We start from the raw sequence: 16,864 nt of genomic DNA, 5'->3' as shown, positions 1-16,864 counted from the left end.
TCGGACGGTGATCACTGGCGCGTCGCCGGTGACCTGTGCTTCACTCTCTGTAATCGATCCTGGTGGCGAGGGGTTGGGTCGAGGTGTGTCTCAGCCCAGCCCCGCGAGGTCCAGGAGCAGGGATTTCACTTCGGTGGCCGCCACGCGGCCGGGAAACGCATGGGGGGTGGAGCTGATGATGAGCGGAGCGTTCTCGCTGTCGTCGCTCGTGGGGAGGCGGCCGTGGCTCCCGCGAATAGGTGACGGGTCCAGGGGCACGACCGCCATGCGGTAGCGCATGCCCAGCTTCTTGCGGGCGAGCGCGGCGGCCGCTTTGACCTTGACGTAGGGGTCCTGGGGGTCCATGAACAGTTCGACCGGGTCGTAGCCGGGTTTGCGGTGGATCTCGACGAGCTGCGCGAAGTCGGGCGCGCGGGCGTCGTCGAGCCAGTAGTAGTACGTGAACCAGGCGTCGGGTTCCGCGACGGCGACGAGTTCGCCGGAGCGGGGGTGGTCGAGGTGGTGGGCCTTCTTGCCCTCGTCGTCGAGGAGTTGCTCGATGCCGGGAAGTCCGGCGAGGGCGGCGCGGGTGGCGTCGAGGTCCTCGGGCCTGCGCACGTAGACGTGGGCGATCTGGTGGTCGGCGACGGCGAAGGCGCGGGAGGCCATCGGGTCGAGGTACTCCATGCCGTCCTGGGTGTGCACATCCAGCAGGCCGGCCCTGCGCAGCGCGCGGTTGATGTCGACGGGCCGGTCGGCGCGGGTGATGCCGTACTCGGACAGGGCGACGACGGTGCGGCCCTGGGCGCGAGTGTCGTCGAGGAGTGGGGCGAGTGCCGCGTCGAGTTCGCGGGCGGCGCGGTGGGAGCGGGGGTCGTCGGGGCCGAAGCGTTGCAGGTCGTAGTCGAGGTGAGGGAGGTAGCACAGGGCGAGGTCGGGCCGGCGGGTGTCGAGGACGTGCCGGGTGGCGTCGATGATCCACTGGCTGGAGACGAGGTCGGCGCCGGGCCCCCAGAAGTGGAAGAGGGGGAACGTACCGAGTTTTTCCGTGAGTTCGTCGTGCAGGGCCGGGGGCCGGGTGTAGCAGTCGGGTTCTTTGCGGCCGTCGGCGTAGTAGACGGGGCGGGGGGTGATGGTGATGTCGGTGTCCGCGCCCATGGCGTACCACCAGCAGATATTGGCGACGGTGTAGCCGGGGTGGGCGCGTCGGGCGGCGTCCCAGAGTTTGTCGCCGGCGACGAGTCCGTTGTGCTGGCGCCACAGCAGGACGTCGCCGAGTTCGCGGAAGTACCAGCCGTTGCCGACGATGCCGTGTTCGCTCGGCATCGCCCCGGTGAGGAACGTGGACTGGGCGGCGCAGGTGACGGCCGGCAGGACGGTCTCCAGCGGCGCCTTGGTGCCGGAGGCGGCGAGCCGGCTCAGGTGAGGCATGTGGGCGAGGAGCAGGGGCGTCATGCCGACGACGTCCAGGACGAGAAGGGGGGTCGGGGCCCGGTCGGCGTCGGTCATGGCAGCTCCTTGAGGCCGAGGTCGGTCAACAGGTCGCGGGCGAGGGTGAGTTCGGCGGCGATGCCGTCGGCGAGCTGGGCCCGGGCGCGGGGCCGCAGGTCGGGCGGCAGGGCCTGCCAGGTGTAGGTCTCGACCTCCAGATGCCGGGTCAGGGGGTGGGGTCCTCCGACGAGGCGGGCGAGGGTGTCCTTGAGGACGGGGAGCGTGGAGGTGAGCGGGGCGGCGGGGGCCGCGTGCAGGGGGACGTGGAAGTGGGCGCGCCAGGGGCGGTCGTCGGGCAGGGCGGCGCCGCCGAGGGCGGGGCCGAGGTCGTCGGTGCCGAGCAGTTCGCCGGCGGTGCCGAGGGCGCGGGTCTGATGCAGGAAGCGCGGTTCGTCGAACGCGGTGAGGGCGGCGCGGACGTCCGGGTCTGCCGGGTGTTCGGCGTGCAGGGCGGCGGAGAGCTGCGACTTGATGACAGGGATACCGGCGGCGGCGAGTCCGTCGAGGGCGTTCCGTGGATCTTCGAAGGAGGTGGCGAGATGACAGGTGTCCAGGCACAGGCCGATACGGTCGGTGCGGGCGACGGCGGTGAGCGGGGCGAGGGCGTCGGCGGTGGTCTCGACGGCGCAGCCCGGTTCGGGTTCGAGGCCGACGCGGATCGAGGTACCGGTGAGTTCTTCCAGCGCGTCGAGGCGTTCGGCGAGGGTGACGAGGGCGGTGCGCGCTGTCTCGGCGCGGCCGGTGTCGTAGGCGGTGCGCCAGGCGAGCGGCAGCGTGGAGACGGTGCCCTCGATGACGTCGGCGGGCAGCAGCGCGGCCAGCAGGTGGGCGAGGTCGCTGGTGTGGGCGAGGCGTTCGGGGTCGGCCCAGTCGGGGCGGTAGACCCGGTACTTGACCTCTTCGGCGCCGAAGCCCTCGTAGGGGAAGCCGTTGAGGGTGACGACTTCGAGGCCCCGCCGGTCGAGTTCGCCGCGCAGGCCGCGCAGCGCGACCGGGTCGGTGATCAGGGCGCGGGCGGCGTCCTTGGCGAGCCACAGGCCGATGCCGAGGCGGTCGCGGCCGAGGCGTCTGCGGACGGGTTCGCAGTGGTCGCGGAGCTGGCCGAGGACGCCGTCGAGGGTCTCGGCGGGGTGGACGTTCGTGCAGTAGGCGAGGTGGACGGTGGATCCGTCGGGGTGGCGGAAGCGCATGGGTCACGCTCCGCCGCGCAGGATGGAGTTGCCCTCGTGGGTGGCGGCGGGCGGGGGCGGCGCGTCGAGCTGGAGGCGTCCGCTGAGTCCGTAGAAGGCGACGGGGTTGCGCCACAGGACCTGGTCGACCGTGTCGGCGTCGAATCCGGCGGCGAGCATCGCGTCGCCCACCTTGCGGGTCTTGAGGGGGTCGCTGCGGCCCCAGTCGGCGGCGGAGTTCACGAGGACCTGTTCGGGACCGTAGGCACGCAGGATGTCGACCATCCGGTCCTCGTCCATCTTCGTGTCGGGATAGACGGAGAAGCCGAGCCAGCAGCCGGCGTCCTTGGCTTCCTTGACGGTGGTCTCGTTGAGGTGGTCGACGAGGACGTGGTCGAGGGGCAGCGCGGACTCCCGGACGACGTCGAGGGTGCGGCGCAGCCCGGCGAGCTTGTCACGGTGGGGGGTGTGGACCAGCGCGGGCAGGTCGTGGTCGGCGGCGAGCTGGAGCTGGGAGGCGAAAGCGGTGTCCTCGGCCGGCGTCATGGAGTCGTAGCCGATCTCGCCGACGGCGACGACACCGTCCTTGACGAGGTAGCGCGGCAGTTCGTCGAGGACGGGGGTGCAGCGCGGGTCGTTGGCCTCTTTGGGATTGAGCGCGAGGGTGCAGTGGTGCGCGATCCCGTATTGCGCCGCGCGGAACGGCTCCCAGCCGAGGAGCGCGTCGAAGTAGTCGATGAAGGAGGCGGCGGAGGTGCGCGGCTGGCCGAGCCAGAACGCGGGTTCGACGAGGGCGCGGACGCCGGCCTCGTACATGGCCTGGTAGTCGTCCGTGGTGCGCGAGGTCATGTGGATGTGGGGGTCGAAGATGCGCATCAGGACTCCGTCTCCTCGGTGCCGCGGGGCGTGTGGGGTGCGGGCGCGGTCAGGGCCAGGACGCGGTACAGGTCGTCGGGTACGGGGCGGCCGGCGGCCGTGCGCTCCTCGGCGAAGTCGCCGAGCATGCGGGCCAGTTCGGCGTCCCCGCGGGCACGGTCGGCCAGGCCGGCGACGGCGTCGACGGGCACCTGGGTGAACAGGCACTTGAGGACGGCGTGCCGCCAGGCGTGGGCGGGCAGATGGGCCGCGCCGTACGTGCCGACCGCTGCGGCGACGAGTCGGGTGTCGTTGGCGCGCAACGCGTCCTCGATCAGCGGCAGGGCGTCGGCGCCGGTGACGAGGTGGGGCAGGGCGTGCAGGACGGCGAGGCGTTCGGCGGCGTTGCCCTGGGCGTACAGGCGGGTGAGGACGGCGGTGTCGGCGCGGGCGGCTTCCAGCAGCAATACGCGGGCAGGCGTCGCGTGGTCCTGGCCGACGCGCCGCCCGGTCTCGGCGAACCGCCTCTCCCAGACGGGGGCCGCGCCGGTGCCTGCCGGGCGGGCGGCCGGTCCGGCTCGGCCGGGGTCGTCCGGGGCGACGGAGCCTGTCGGGACGGGGGTTCCCGGAGCGATGGTGGCACCCGGGGCGGCGGTGGCTTCCCGAGCAGCGGCTTCCGGAACGACAGCGGTCTTCGGAGCAGCGGTGACTTCTGGAGCGGCGGCTGTCGCTTCCGCGAGGGCCTGGTCGAGCCAGGCGCGTCCCGCCGCGGTGAGGGCCTGGTCGAGGCGGGCGCGGAGCGCGGCGACGGTGGTGGGGGTCGTCATGGTCTGCCTCCTCGCGCGGCTGCTCGCAGGAATCGCAGGGAGCGGGCCGCCAGTTCCGGGCCGGCGTGGGAGTGGCGGGGCAGTTCGACGACGGTCAGGCCCTGGTAGCCGGTGGCCGCGAGAGCGTCGAGGACCGGCGGAAAGTCGATCTCCCCGTCACCGAACGGCAGATGCTCGTGGGTGCCGCGCCGCATGTCCTCGACCTGGACGTGCCGCAGCCAGGGCGCCGCCGCGCGCACGCAGTCGGCGGGCGGGTCGGGTTCCAGGCACTGGCAGTGGCCGATGTCGAGGGTGAGGCCGAGCGCGTCGGGGCTGCCGAGCATCCGGCGCAGATGGTGGAAGTCGGCGAGGGTTTCGAGGAGGTGGCCGGGTTCGGGTTCGATGGCGAGCGGGATGCCGGCGCCGGTGGCGGCATCGAGGACGGGGCCGAGTTCGTCGGCGAGCCGCTTCCAGGCGGTGTCGGGCTCGGTGCCGTCGGGAGTGATGCCGCTGAAGCAGTGCACGGCGTGCGCGCCGAGGTCGGCGGCGACCTGGACGGCCCGGACCAGCAGCCGGGCGCGGGCCGCGCGGGCGTCGGGGTCGGGGTCGAGAAGGGAGGGGCCGTGCTTGCGGCGCGGGTCGAGGACATAGCGGGCGCCGGTCTCGACGGTCGCGGTGAGCCCGTGGTGGTCCAGGGCGCGGGCGATCTGGCGGGTGCGGGCGGCGAGGTCGGGCGTCAGCGGGTCCAGGTGCATGTGGTCGAGGGTGAGGCCGACGCCGTCGTAGCCGAGGTCGGCGAGGAGGGCGAGGGCATCGTCGAGACGGAGGTCGGTGAGGCCGTTGGTGCCGTAACCCCAGCGCGGGGAGGAGCCGGCCGAGCCGTGGGCGCCGGGTCCGCCCGAGGTCGCCGGGGCGCTCGTGGGGAGGTTCATGTGACGCTCACCTTCTTCGCGAAGCGGCGGGCGGCGGGGGCGAGCGCGGCGGTGACGAGCGCCGTGCCGGGGGCGCCGGAGCGGGCGGCGAGGGCGGCCTGGAGCGGGATCATCGCGCGGATGCCGGCGCCGACTGCGCGTTGGGTCAGCGGCGGGGACGGATTGAGCGTGGCGTGCAGAAGGGGGCGAGTCGTGGTCAGGGAGTACAGGGCGGGGCCCGGCAGGCCGAGGGGGGCTGCGACGCCTCGGCCCGCCGGAGTTCGGAGGAGATGCGCGGCCAGCGCCGTGGTGAGGGCGAGGGCTGTGGCGGGGGCGAGCGGGGTGCCGCCGGTCGTCTCGTCGCGGGAGACGCCGGTGACCGCGGTGGTGTGGGCGGCCAGGGTCAGCGCGGCGGGGGCGGCGGCGCTGAGCGGGCGCGGGCCGGGGCTCTGGGCGCGGGGCGCGGTGGGAGCGGTTCGAACAGCGGCCGACGCCGTGGCGTTGCGGGGTGCGCGGAGAGTTCGGGCGCTGTGGGGGCTGCTGCCTGAGCCGGGGGGGCCGGTGCGGGCCCTGTTCCCTCGGCGGGGGCGGTCGAGGCCGGTGCGGGTGCGGGACCCGGCCGGGCGGTCGGCCGCCGCGCCGAGCAGGACGTCCAGGCCCCGGGCGGCGCCCATGGCCAGGGGGCCCGCGGGTGTGTGCTTGAGGCCGAGGTCGTACGCCCAGACCGTGGCGGCCAGTGCCGTGCCGACGGCACCCGCTGTGCGGCCCGCGCGGAAGGCGAGTCCGATACCGGCGGCGGTAAAGGCACCGGCGGCGGTCAGGGCCGCCGCCGGGCGGATGCGGCCCGAGGGCAGCGGGCGGGAGGGCCGTTCGACGGCGTCCTCGGCACGGTCGGCCCAGTCGTTGAGCGCCATGCCCGCTTCGTACAGACATAGGGAGGAGCCGATGGCGAGGAATGTGCCACGGTGCGGACGTACCCCGCGTGCGGCGGCGCCGGCGAGGGCGTCACCGGGCACGGTGAACAGGGCGGGCAGACGCAGGAGTTCGGCCCAGGCCCGCAGCCATCCGCGTCGCCTACCCGACCGGCGACCTGTGCTCATGGCGGCGGCCGGACCGGGAGTCCGGGCGGCCCCGCTCCCCGTGGCCCGCTCGGAGACGACGGCACCGGCGGCACCGGCTGCGCCGGACGAGGCGATACCCGCGCCGCCCGTCATGCGTCCCCCCGGGAACCACCGACACCGGCACCGCCTTGGTCGCCGCCACCCTCACGGGCCACGCCACCCTCACGGTCCCCGCCGTCACCGCCGACCCCGGGGCCCTCGCCCCGCAAGCGCGTGGCGAAGTTCATCAGGGCTGTGTGTTGGTCGCCGAGGGATGCGGGGGCGGTCGGGTCGGGGTCCTTGAAGTAGAAGCCGAGTTCGGGGCGCGGGCCGGTGAGGCCGAGGGCGTGGGCGCGCAGGAGGAGGCGGGCGAGGTCGAGGACGAGGGGCGCGGCGAGAGCGGAGTCGCAGCCCTGCCAGATGGTCTGGAGGATCATGCGGGCGCCGAGGAAGCCGTCGAAGGCGATGTGGTCCCAGGCGGTCTTCCAGTCGCCGAGCGCGGGCACGTCGTCGATGTGGACCTCGCCCTCGGGGGCGGAGCCGAGGGTGTCGGCGAGGACGCGTTCCTTGCCGGCGTTCTTGGCGGCGGCCGCGGCGGGGTCGGAGAGGGCGGCGCCGTCGCCGCCGCCGAGGAGATTGGTGCCGGACCAGGCGCGTACGTCGAGGGCACGCTGGTGGAACATCGGGCCGAGTACCGAGCGCAGCAGGGTCTGCCCAGTCTTGCCGTCGCGGCCCGCGTACGGGACGGCGGCGCTCGCCGCGAGGGGGGCGAGGGCGGGGTGGTGCAGGCCCGTGGAGGGGGTGAAGTTGACGTAGGGGCAGCCGGCGCGCAGGGCGGCGGCTGCGTAGAGGGAGCTGGGCGGGAGCGTGCCGTCGGTGGAGGCGGCGGGTTCGGTCGAGGCCACGTTGACGACGACGGTTCCGGCGAGGACGTGGGCGTCGGTGAAGGCGCGGATGTCGGCGGCGAAGGCGTCGATCAGTTCGTCCTGGGTGCGGCCCTCGTCGCGGCCGGGCAGCGGACCGCCGGGCCTGATCTCGCGGTCGGCGGCGGCGAGTTCGCCGTGCACGGCGGCCGGGAGTCCGGGCAGCAGGACGCCTCCGGCGGCGAGGTGTTCGGCGCGCTTGGGCAGCGGGCAGTCGACGGTGTCGTGGCCGCCGAAGACGAGGGAGGACAGCGCGGGCAGGCGGGAGTCGGTGAAGGGAGGGGTCTCGGTGACCATGCCGGTCGGGGGGTGGAGTCCGGCGGCGACAGCGGCGCAGCCGGCGACGGCGGTGGTGGCGACGGAGCCGCGGGCGCCGATGAGCCAGACGCCGTAGCGGGGGGCGGTGGAGGGGGACGGTTCGGCGGACATGGGCAGCCTCCTTGTCGTACGCGAACCGGGGGTACGGGCCGGGTGGTGCGCGGGGTGGTGCCGGGGTGAGGCGGCGGGAGGGGGTCCGGCGTCCCCCGCCCGCCGCCGCTCGGGGGCCTCTCGTGCGGATCGTGCCGGGCGCGGGCCGTGGTGCGGCGCCGTGGCCGGCCCCGATCCGGGCGAGGAGGCGCGGGGCTCTCGTCCGGAGCGGGCCGGGCCCGTGGCGTCCGGGGCCGCCGGGGCCCGGACCGCCCTGGCCCGCTCCGGACCGGGAGCCAACCTGCCTTTCCTTACTGCCTTGCCGTACTGCCTTACTGACTTGCCGTACTGCGTTGCCGTACGGCCTTACGGCCTTTCCGTCGGAACTGCCGTGCCTTACTGACTCTCCGTCGGATCGGGCGGGACCGGGGAGCGGTGGCCGGGCCTCGGGAGTCCGGCCCGCGCGATCCGAAGGAGTGGCGTCAGTCGGCCGTGCCGGGCAGGGCCTGGGAGGGCCGGGGTGCGGCCTTCGCGGTGCCTGGGGGCGGGGGCAGTTCCTTGAGGCGGATGTTGCGGAAGGCGACCTGGTCGTCGGGGCCGTGGTTCTGGAGGCCGATGTAGCCGTCGGTCAGGCTGCGCGCGGGGTCCTTGTTGGTGAAGTCGTTGATCTTGACTCCGTTGAGGAACACCTGGAGGCGTTCGCCCTGGACCTTGATCTCGTACTGGTTCCACCGGCCCGGCGGCTTCAGGGCCCGGTCGCGGGCCTTGATGTCGGCGGACTGGAAGGAGTAGACGGCGCCGGTGGTGCGGTCGGGTGCGTCGGTGGCGTCGATCTGGATCTCGTAGCCGTGGTCGACGGCCGACCAGGGGTCGTCGGAGGCCGGGAAGCCGACGAAGACACCGGAGTTGTCGTCGCCCTCCATCTTCCAGTCCAGTTTGAGGGAGTACGAGGACAGTTCCTTGGCCTGGTACCAGAGCAGGCCCATGCCGCCGGTGCTGTGCAGGGTGCCGGTGGCCTTGTCGACGGTGAAGCCGCCGGGGCCCGCCTGCCTCCAGCCCTCCAGGGTCTCGCCGTTGAAGAGGCTGCGGTAGCCGGTGTCCGGCTTGCAGTCCGCCGCGACCTGACCCGCCGCGTACTTCAGTCCGCCCAGCAGATGGCTCCGGAAGGCGGGGTCGGCGTAGGACTCCTTGGTGTGGCCGCCGCCGGTGTAGAAGGCGCGCCCGCCGCCGTAGTTCTGGCACCAGGCGATCGGATGGTCGCCCTTCATGGTGCCGCCGCTGTACGTGGTCTCGTCGAGGGTGGCGAGGACGTGGACGCGGTCGCGCGGGTTGGAGCGGTAGTTGTACCACTCGTCGGTGCGCGGCCAGGCGGCGGGCAGGCCGGCGGTGGCCGGGTGGTGGCGGTCCTCGACGCGGACCGTCGCCGGCTGGATCGCCGGGTGGGACTGGAACCAGGCGCCGACGAGGCCGCCGTAGTAGTCCCAGTCGTACTCGGTGTCGGCGGCGGCGTGCACCCCGAGGTAACCGCCCCCGCCCGCGATGTACGCCTCGAACGCCTTCTGCTGGTCGGCGTCGAGCACGTCGCCGGTCGTCGAGAGGAAGACGACGGCGCGGTAGCGGGCGAGGTTGGCGGGGGTGAACGCGGTGGCGTCCTCGGTGGCGTCGACGGTGAGCCGGGCGTCGGCGCCCAGTTGCCTCAGCGCGGCCACGCCGTCGGGGATGGAGTCGTGCCGGAAGCCGGCGGTCTTGGAGAAGACCAGGACGCGGTCCTTAGCCGCGCCCTTGTCGGGGGCGGAGGTGGCGGGTGCCGTGACCCCGCCGGTCAGCAGGGCCGCGGCAGCGGCCGCGAGCGCGACGCGTGTGGTGGTGCGCATGGTGACCTGCTCCTTCCTCAGCCCGTGGTGAAGGTGAAGTCGTCGACGTCGTACAGGGCGCCGGTGCCCGCTCCCTTGAAGACGAGGTAGAGGGTGGTGGTGGTCTTCGGCGCGTTGCTGATCGGCGTGCTCACGTCGGTGAACGTCTCCCAGGAGCCGGTCGGGGCGACGGTCGCCTTGCCGATGAGCTTGCCCGTGGGCGAGCCGGTGCGGACTTCGAGGGTGCCGCCGGAGCCGGCGGAGGAGACGCGCGCGGTCAGCGTCTTGGCGTTGGAGAGGAGGTAGGGCTTGAAGGAGATCCAGTCGCCGTTGTTGATGTCGCCGACGGTCCGGCCGCCGTTCGCCGGGGTGTGGGCGGCGACGGAGACGCCCTTGGAGTCGCCGAAGTGCTCGGCCTGGCGGTGCTTCTGCTGGGTGACGTGCTGGTCGTGCGTGGTGAGGGCCGGCTGGCCGTTCGCGCCCTTGTCGGTGTACTCGGCGTCGAAGACTCCGAAGACGTTGGCGTTCGGGTCGTGCTCGCTGTCGGCGCTGGTCTTGATGGTGCCGGAGCAGCCGTTGGCGGAGGTGACGGGGTGGCCGTGGCTGTCGTGGCCGAGGATGTGCGTGACCTTGACCTTGGAGCAGTCGATGGCGCCGTCCTCGGGGTCGGTCACCTTCACCTTGAAGGGGACCTCGTCGCCGAAGGTGAAGAGCTGGCCGTCACCGGGCAGTTCGAGGGTGACCTTGGGCGCGGTGTTGCCGACGACGAGATGGACGTCGGCGCTGCCGGTACGGCCCGTGGAGTCCTTGACGGTGACAGTGGCGGTGTAGGTGCCGTTCTTCTTGTAGACGTGGCCGGGGGCGGCTCCGGTGCCGGAGGTGCCGTCGCCGAAGTTCCAGCTGTAGGCGAGGGTGCCGCCGTCCGCGTCGCTCGCCGTGGCGGAGAACTTGACCTTCAGCGGTGCCTGCCCCGAGGTCTTGTCGACCTTGGCGTCGACCGTCGGGGAGTGTCCGTCGGTGGCGTTCTCGATGCGGTACAGGCCCGAGTTCTCGTCGCCGCCGAACCAGGCGGTGCCGTAGTCGAGGACGTACAGCGCGCCGTCCGGGCCGAAGGCCATGTCCATGACCTGGGTGCCGGTCCACGGGAAGGGGTTGATGGACGTGACCTTGCCGTCGGCGTCCTGCTCGATGCGCTTGATCCAGCGGCGGCCGAACTCGCCGGCGAAGAAGTCGCCGTCGTACGCCTCGGGGAAGCGGACCGGGGAGGTGTTGGCCGGGTCGTAGCGGTAGACCGGGCCGCCCATCGGGGACTCGGAGCCGGAGCCGAACTCGGGCACGGAGCCGTCGTCGTAGGGGATCCAGGCGGGCTGGGCGGGCGGCAGGTCGACGAGGCCGGTGTTGTGCGGCGACTCGTTCTTCGGCGCGTCGCAGTCGAAGGCGGCGCCGGAGGTCTTGGTGGCGAAGTCGTAGTCGACGTAGGGGTCGTTGGCGCCGGTGCAGTAGGGCCAGCCGAAGTTGCCGGCCTTGGTGACACGGGCGAACTCGACCTGGCCCGCCGGCCCGCGCTTCGGGTCGGCGGCGCCCGCGTCGGGGCCGTAGTCACCGACGTAGACGATGCCGGTGGGCTTGTCGACGCTCATCCGGAAGGGGTTGCGGAAGCCCATGGCGTAGATCTCGGGCCGCGTCTTCGCGGTGCCCGGCGCGAACAGGTTGCCCTCGGGGATCGTGTACGAGCCGTCGTCGGCGACCTTGACGCGCAGGATCTTGCCGCGCAGGTCGTTGGTGTTGCCGGCGGAGCGCTGAGCGTCGTAGGCCGGGTTGCGCGAGGCCCGCTCGTCGATGGGGGTGAAGCCGTCGGAGGCGAACGGGTTGGAGTCGTCGCCCGTCGACAGGTACAGGTTGCCGTCCTTGTCGAAGTCGATGTCGCCGCCGACGTGGCAGCAGATGCCGCGCGAGGCGGGGACGTCGAAGACCTTCTTCTCGGAGGCGTTGTTCAGGGTGCCGTCCGCGTTGAGGGTGAAGCGGGACAGGCGGTTGACGCCGTCGAAGGGGGCGAAGTCGGCGGCGGTGCCGTCGTTGGGGGCGTCGCCCGCGGGGGTGTTCAGCGGGGGCGCGTAGTAGAGGTAGATCGCGCGGTTCTCGCTGAAGTGCGGGTCGACGCCGACGCCCTGGAGGCCCTCTTCGTCGTGGCTGTAGACGTCGAGCTTGCCGGCGACCTTGGTGGTGCCGTTCTCGTCGGTCAGGCGCAGCACGCCGTCGCGCGAGGTGTGCAGGACCTTGCGGTCGGGCAGCACGGCGAGGCTCATCGGCTCGCCGACCTCCGCCGCTCCCTTGGCCAGGGTGACCTGCTGGAAGTCTTCGGCGACCGGGGCGGCCGCGGCGGTGCGCTCGGGGGCGGGCGCGGCGTGGGCGCTGACGCTGAGGCTCGCGCCGGCCAGCAGGGTGCCGGTGAGCAGCGCGAGCGCCTTGCGGGTTCTGGGGCGTTCTCTGTGCACGGGTTCCTCCGGAAAGGGGGGTGGGTCGTGCCGCGGGCGGGGTGCGCCGTCACCCCGAAGGAATGCGCTTGCCATGTACGCAGCAAGGAAGCTAGCCGTCTTTGTCCGGCTGGGATAGCCCTTGTGCGGCTGATTGTTGACTCTTTTTCCCGGCGGAGGACAAAGCCGGTTCCGGGCAGGCCGGAGCGGACTCCGTGCCCTGCCGTCCTCGGCCCACTCCCCCGCCGCCCCGGCCCGCGCGGACATGCCGTACGGACGGGCGGGGAGGCGGTGGATCGGTCCCCGACGACCCGCGCGGCCGTGCCGTACTCGGCCGTGCCGTGCGGGCCGGGAGGCGATCGTCGTCTACGAGCTGAACGCCGCGTCGAAGGAAGCCGTAGGCGGCTCGTAGTCGAACGCCTTCAGCCGCGCCAGCGCCTCCGGCGCGCCCTGGAGGCGGTCCATGCCCGCGTCCTCCCACTCCACGGAGACGGGCCCCGCGTAGCCGATGGAGCGCAGCATCCGGAAGACGTCCTCCCACGGCACGTCGCCGTGGCCGGCCGACACGAAGTCCCAGCCGCGCCGGGGATCGCCCCAGGGCAGATGGGAGCCGAGGCGCCCGCTTCGGCCGTCGAGGCGCTTGCGGGCCTCCTTGCAGTCGACGTGGTAGATCCGGTCGCGGTAGTCCCACAGGAAGCCGACCGGGTCGAGGTCCTGCCACACGAAGTGCGACGGGTCGAAGTTCAGCCCGAACGCGGGCCGGTTGCCGACCGCGTCGAGGGCGCGGCGCGTCGTCCAGTAGTCGTACGCGATCTCGCTCGGGTGCACCTCGTGCGCGAACCGGACGCCCTCGGCGTCGAACACGTCGAGGATCGGGTTCCAGCGGGTGGCGAAGTCCTCGTAGCCGCGCTCGATCATCGCCTCGGGCGCGGGCGGGAACATGGCGACGAGGTGCCAGATGGCGGAGCCCGTGAAGCCGACGACCGTGTCGACGCCGAACGCGGCGGCGGCCCGTGCCGTGTCCGCGATCTCGGCCGCCGCCCGCCGCCGCACGCCCTCGGCCTCGCCGTCGCCCCAGATGCGGGCGGGCAGGATCGCCTCGTGGCGTTCGTCGATGATGGCGTCGCAGACCGCCTGTCCGACCAGGTGGTTGGAGATCGCGTGGCAGGCCAGGCCGTACCTGTCGAGCAGGGCGCGCCTGCCCTTGACGTAGTCCGGGTCGGCGAGCGCCTTGTCGACCTCGAAGTGGTCGCCCCAGCAGGCGAGTTCGAGCCCGTCGTAGCCGAAGTCGCGGGCGAGGCGGCAGACCTCCTCCAGGGGCAGGTCCGCCCATTGGCCGGTGAAGAGGGTGAACGTGCGGGGCATGGCGGTGGGTCTCCTTCCGGGTCAGGCGGCGGGGACGGCGGTGTACACGGAGTTCTTCTCCGCGCTCTCCTCGACGGCGGCGAGCACCCGCTGCACCTGGAGTCCGTCGGCGAACGAGGGCGCGGGCGTGGCGCGTTCGGCGATGGCGTGGACGAGGTCGCGGGCCTGGTGGACGAAGGTGTGCTCGTAGCCGAGGCCGTGACCCGGCGGCCACCACGCCTCCAGGTAGGGGTGGCCCGGTTCGGTGACGAGGATGCGGCGGAAGCCCGCGCTGTCGCCCGGCTCGGTCTGGTCGTGGAAGAGGAGTTCGTTGAGGCGTTCGAGGTCGAAGGCCAACGAGCCCAGCTCGCCGTTGAGTTCGACGCTCAGCGCGTTCTTGCGGCCGGTGGCGAACCGCGTCGCCTCGAAGGAGGCGAGGGCGCCGGAGGCGAACCGGCCGGTGAACAGCGCCGCGTCGTCCACGGTCACCTCCCCCGTGCCAGGACCCGCCCCCGTCGAGGCGAGCCCGCTGGAGGCCCCCCCGGGCAGCGGGCGGTGCCGTACGAACGTCTCGGTGAGGGCCGAGACCCCGGCGAGCGGCTCCCCCGTGAGGTACTGGGCCAGGTCCACGGCGTGCGCGCCGAGGTCGCCGAGCGCGCCGGAGCCCGCGTACGCCTTCTGCAGCCGCCACGTCAGCGGGAACGCCGGGTCGACGAGCCAGTCCTGGAGGTAGGAGACCCGCACATGGCGCAGGGTGCCGAGGCGCCCCTGCTCGATCATGCGGCGGGCGAGCGCGAGGGCGGGCACGCGCCGGTAGTTGAACCCGGTCATCGCCACCTGGCCGCGGCCGGCCGCCGCCCGGGCCGCGCGGACCATGGCCTCGGCCTCGGCGACCGTGTTGGCCAGCGGCTTCTCGCACAGGACGTGCTTGCCGGCCTCCAGGGCGGCGATGGCGATCTCCGCGTGGCTGTCGCCGGGGGTGCAGATGTCGACGAGGTCGACGTCGTCGCGGGCGATCAGCGCCCGCCAGTCGGTCTCGGCGGCGGCCCAGCCGAGCTTGTCGGCCGCCGCGCGCACGGCCCGCGCGTCCCGGCCGCAGACCGCGGCGAGCCGGGGCGTGAGCGGCAGGTCGAAGACCCGGCCGACGGTCCGCCAGCCCTGGGAGTGGGCGGCGCCCATGAACGCGTAGCCGACCATGCCGACGCCGAGGACGGGCGGCGCCCCGCTCCCCCGCCGCCCGGCGACCGCCTCCGGGCCGCCCGAACTGTCCTGGTCGTGCGGTGTGTTGCTGCCTGCCATGCGGAAGTCCTCCTCGTCCACGCCGTGTTCGCCGTCCACCTCGCCCGGGCGGGCCGCGTCACTTGAAGCCGGTCGGCATGTACTGGTCGACGTTGGTCTTGTCGACGACCGCCGAGAACAGGGTCACGTGGGCGGGGATCTCGAACTCCGCCATGCCGCTGATGCCCCGGCCCTGGCCGAGCGCGCGGGCCAGGTCGATGGCGGAGGCGGCCATGGTCGGCGGGTACAGGACCGTGGCCTTGAGCACGCCCCGGTCCTGCTTGATCTCCTGGAACGCGGAGAGGGCTCCCGCGCCGCCGACCATCATGAAGTCGTCGCGGCCCGCCTGCTTGATGGCGCGCAGCGCGCCGACGCCCTGGTCGTCGTCGTGGTTCCACAGCGCGTCGAAACTCTTCTGCGCCTGGAGCAGCTGCGCCATCTTGGCCTGCCCCGACTCGACGGTGAACTCGGCGGCCTGGCGGGCGACTTTGCGGATGTTCGGGTAGTTCTTCAGGGCGTCGTCGAAGCCCTGGGTGCGCTGCTTGGTCAGCTCCAGGTTGTCGAGGCCGGCCAGCTCGATCACCTTGGCGTTCTTCTTGTCCTTGAGCTTCTCGCCGATGTAGTTGCCGGCGCTCAGGCCCATGCCGTAGTTGTCGCCGCCGACCCAGCAGCGGTACGCCTGCGGGGTGTTGAAAATGCGGTCGAGGTTGACGACGGGGATCCCGGCGCGCATCGCCTTGAGACCGACCTGGGTGAGGGCCTTGCCGTCGGCGGGCAGGATGACGAGGACGTCGACCTTCTTGTTGATGAGGGTCTCGACCTGGCCGATCTGGGCTGCGGTGTCGTTGGAGCCCTCGGTCGCGGCGAGGGTGACGTCGGCGTACTTCTTCGCGCGGGACTTGGCGTTCTCGGTGATGGCGTTGAGCCAGCCGTGGTCGGCCTGGGGTCCGGCGAAGCCGATGGTGACGTGCTTGCCCTTCTTGTCGTCGGCGACGGCCTGGTCGGCGGCCTTGTCGGCGCCGTCGCCCTTGTCGCTGGGCTCGTTGCTGGTGCAGGCGGTCAGCAGGCCGCCGGTGGTGACGGCGGCGGCCCCGAACAGCAGTCGTCTGCGGCTCGCCATCTGGCTCGTGATCTCTGGCATGGCGTCGTCCTTTCCCGAACAACGGTCGTTCCCGAACGAAGGTCTTGACGTAGGAGGGGGCGGCGGGGGCCCGACCTCAGGCGGAGGAGCGTGCGGTGCGGCGCTGGACGAGGACGGCGGCGACGATGATCGCGCCCTTGGCGATCTGCTGGACGTCGCTCTGGAGGTTGTTCAGCGCGAAGATGTTGGTGATGGTGGTGAAGATCAGGACGCCGAGGACGGAGCCGGTGATGGTGCCGCGCCCGCCGGTCAGGAGGGTGCCGCCGATGATGGCGGCGGCGATGGCGTCGAGCTCGTACAGGTTGCCGTTGGTGTTCTGGCCGGAGCCGGCGAGCACGATCAGCAGGAACGCGGCGATGCCGCAGCACAGCCCGGACAGCAGGTAGAGGTACAGGCGTTGACGGCGTACGTCGATGCCGGCGAGGCGGGCCGCCTCCGCGTTGCCGCCGACCGCGACCGAACGGCGGCCGAACGTCGTGCGGTTGAGGACGAGCCAGCCGATGACGGTGACGGCGGCGAAGACGAGGACGAGCGGCGGGATGCCGAGCAGGTAGGAGTCGCGTTCACCGAGCTTGAGGACGCTGTCGACGGTGACCATCTGCGTCTTGCCGTCGGTGATCTGCAGGGCGAGGCCCCGGCCGGAGGCCAGCATGGCGAGCGTGGCGATGAACGGGACCATGCCGCCGTACGCGATGAGCAGCCCGTTGACGAGACCGCAGCCGACGCCGACGACGACAGCGGTGAACAGGATGCCGAGGAAGCCGTACTCCTGGGTGGCGACCGTCGTGGCCCAGACGCTGGCGAGGGCGACGATGGCACCGACGGACAGGTCGATGCCGCCCGAGATGATGACGAAGGTCATGCCGACGGTGACGACGCCGATGACGCTGGCCTGGGTGAGCACGAGTTGCAGGTTGTCGGTGTCCAGGAAGCTGTCGGGCTGCGTGATGCCGCCGATGACGACGAGCACGGCGAGCACACCGAGCAGCGACAGGGTGCGGACGTCGAACCGCAGACCGCGCGGGACGCCGGGGCGCGGGGCCGGGGCGCTGGCGGGCGGTGCAGGGCGGGCCGGTGAGGCGGGTTGCGTCATGGCGCCGGGGTCCCTTCTGGGCGTTCGGGGATGCGGGGG

General features: G+C 72.7%; 13 protein-coding genes. All 13 read right to left on the bottom strand.

Translation table 11 applies throughout. The annotated features are described in order from the left end of the window. Positions 1-90: 90 nt before the first annotated feature. On the bottom strand, positions 91-1,488 hold the full coding sequence (locus tag ACZ7LY_RS17145) for a nucleotide pyrophosphatase/phosphodiesterase family protein (protein WP_471625406.1): 1,398 nt from the start codon (positions 1,486-1,488) through the stop codon (positions 91-93). Beyond that, on the bottom strand, positions 1,485-2,660 hold the full coding sequence (eboE, locus tag ACZ7LY_RS17140; protein ID WP_471625405.1) for a metabolite traffic protein EboE: 1,176 nt from the start codon (positions 2,658-2,660) through the stop codon (positions 1,485-1,487). The genes ACZ7LY_RS17145 and eboE overlap by 4 nt, the downstream gene beginning before the upstream one ends. A gap of 3 nt (positions 2,661-2,663) precedes the next feature. After that, positions 2,664-3,515 (bottom strand): TatD family hydrolase, encoded by an 852-nt coding sequence (locus ACZ7LY_RS17135; RefSeq protein WP_471625404.1) that lies wholly within the window; start codon positions 3,513-3,515, stop codon positions 2,664-2,666. Continuing rightward, entirely contained in the window at positions 3,515-4,321 is an 807-nt protein-coding gene (locus tag ACZ7LY_RS17130; RefSeq protein ID WP_471625403.1) for an EboA domain-containing protein, read from the bottom strand. Before ACZ7LY_RS17130 ends, ACZ7LY_RS17135 begins: the two co-directional genes overlap by 1 nt. Next, on the bottom strand, positions 4,318-5,232 hold the full coding sequence (locus tag ACZ7LY_RS17125) for a sugar phosphate isomerase/epimerase family protein (RefSeq protein ID WP_471625402.1): 915 nt from the start codon (positions 5,230-5,232) through the stop codon (positions 4,318-4,320). Before ACZ7LY_RS17125 ends, ACZ7LY_RS17130 begins: the two co-directional genes overlap by 4 nt. Beyond that, entirely contained in the window at positions 5,229-6,311 is a 1,083-nt protein-coding gene (locus ACZ7LY_RS17120; protein ID WP_471625401.1) for an SCO3242 family prenyltransferase, read from the bottom strand. Before ACZ7LY_RS17120 ends, ACZ7LY_RS17125 begins: the two co-directional genes overlap by 4 nt. A gap of 110 nt (positions 6,312-6,421) precedes the next feature. Next, complete coding sequence (locus ACZ7LY_RS17115; RefSeq protein ID WP_471625400.1) at positions 6,422-7,663, bottom strand: inositol-3-phosphate synthase; 1,242 nt, start codon at positions 7,661-7,663, stop codon at positions 6,422-6,424. A 461-nt stretch (positions 7,664-8,124) separates the two neighbouring features. Then, positions 8,125-9,516 (bottom strand): ThuA domain-containing protein, encoded by a 1,392-nt coding sequence (locus ACZ7LY_RS17110; protein WP_471625399.1) that lies wholly within the window; start codon positions 9,514-9,516, stop codon positions 8,125-8,127. Positions 9,517-9,533: 17 nt separating this feature from the next. Then, positions 9,534-11,990 carry a PQQ-dependent sugar dehydrogenase gene (locus tag ACZ7LY_RS17105; protein ID WP_471625398.1) on the bottom strand — a complete coding sequence of 819 codons (2,457 nt, stop codon included), beginning with the start codon at positions 11,988-11,990 and terminating at the stop codon, positions 9,534-9,536. 345 nt (positions 11,991-12,335) lie between these two features. Then, on the bottom strand, positions 12,336-13,334 hold the full coding sequence (locus ACZ7LY_RS17100; RefSeq protein ID WP_471625397.1) for a sugar phosphate isomerase/epimerase family protein: 999 nt from the start codon (positions 13,332-13,334) through the stop codon (positions 12,336-12,338). 21 nt (positions 13,335-13,355) lie between these two features. Beyond that, positions 13,356-14,510 carry a Gfo/Idh/MocA family protein gene (locus ACZ7LY_RS17095; protein WP_471625547.1) on the bottom strand — a complete coding sequence of 385 codons (1,155 nt, stop codon included), beginning with the start codon at positions 14,508-14,510 and terminating at the stop codon, positions 13,356-13,358. Positions 14,511-14,670: 160 nt separating this feature from the next. Beyond that, on the bottom strand, positions 14,671-15,732 hold the full coding sequence (locus tag ACZ7LY_RS17090; protein WP_471625396.1) for a substrate-binding domain-containing protein: 1,062 nt from the start codon (positions 15,730-15,732) through the stop codon (positions 14,671-14,673). 76 nt (positions 15,733-15,808) lie between these two features. After that, positions 15,809-16,825: an ABC transporter permease gene (locus ACZ7LY_RS17085; RefSeq protein WP_471625395.1), complete on the bottom strand. Its 1,017-nt coding sequence runs from the start codon at positions 16,823-16,825 to the stop codon at positions 15,809-15,811. Positions 16,826-16,864 lie beyond the last annotated feature (39 nt).

This window comes from Streptomyces sp. NPDC107550 (assembly GCF_055639095.1).
Note: the sequence above shows the minus strand (reverse complement) of the source record. Positions and strands in the feature narration are given on the sequence as shown.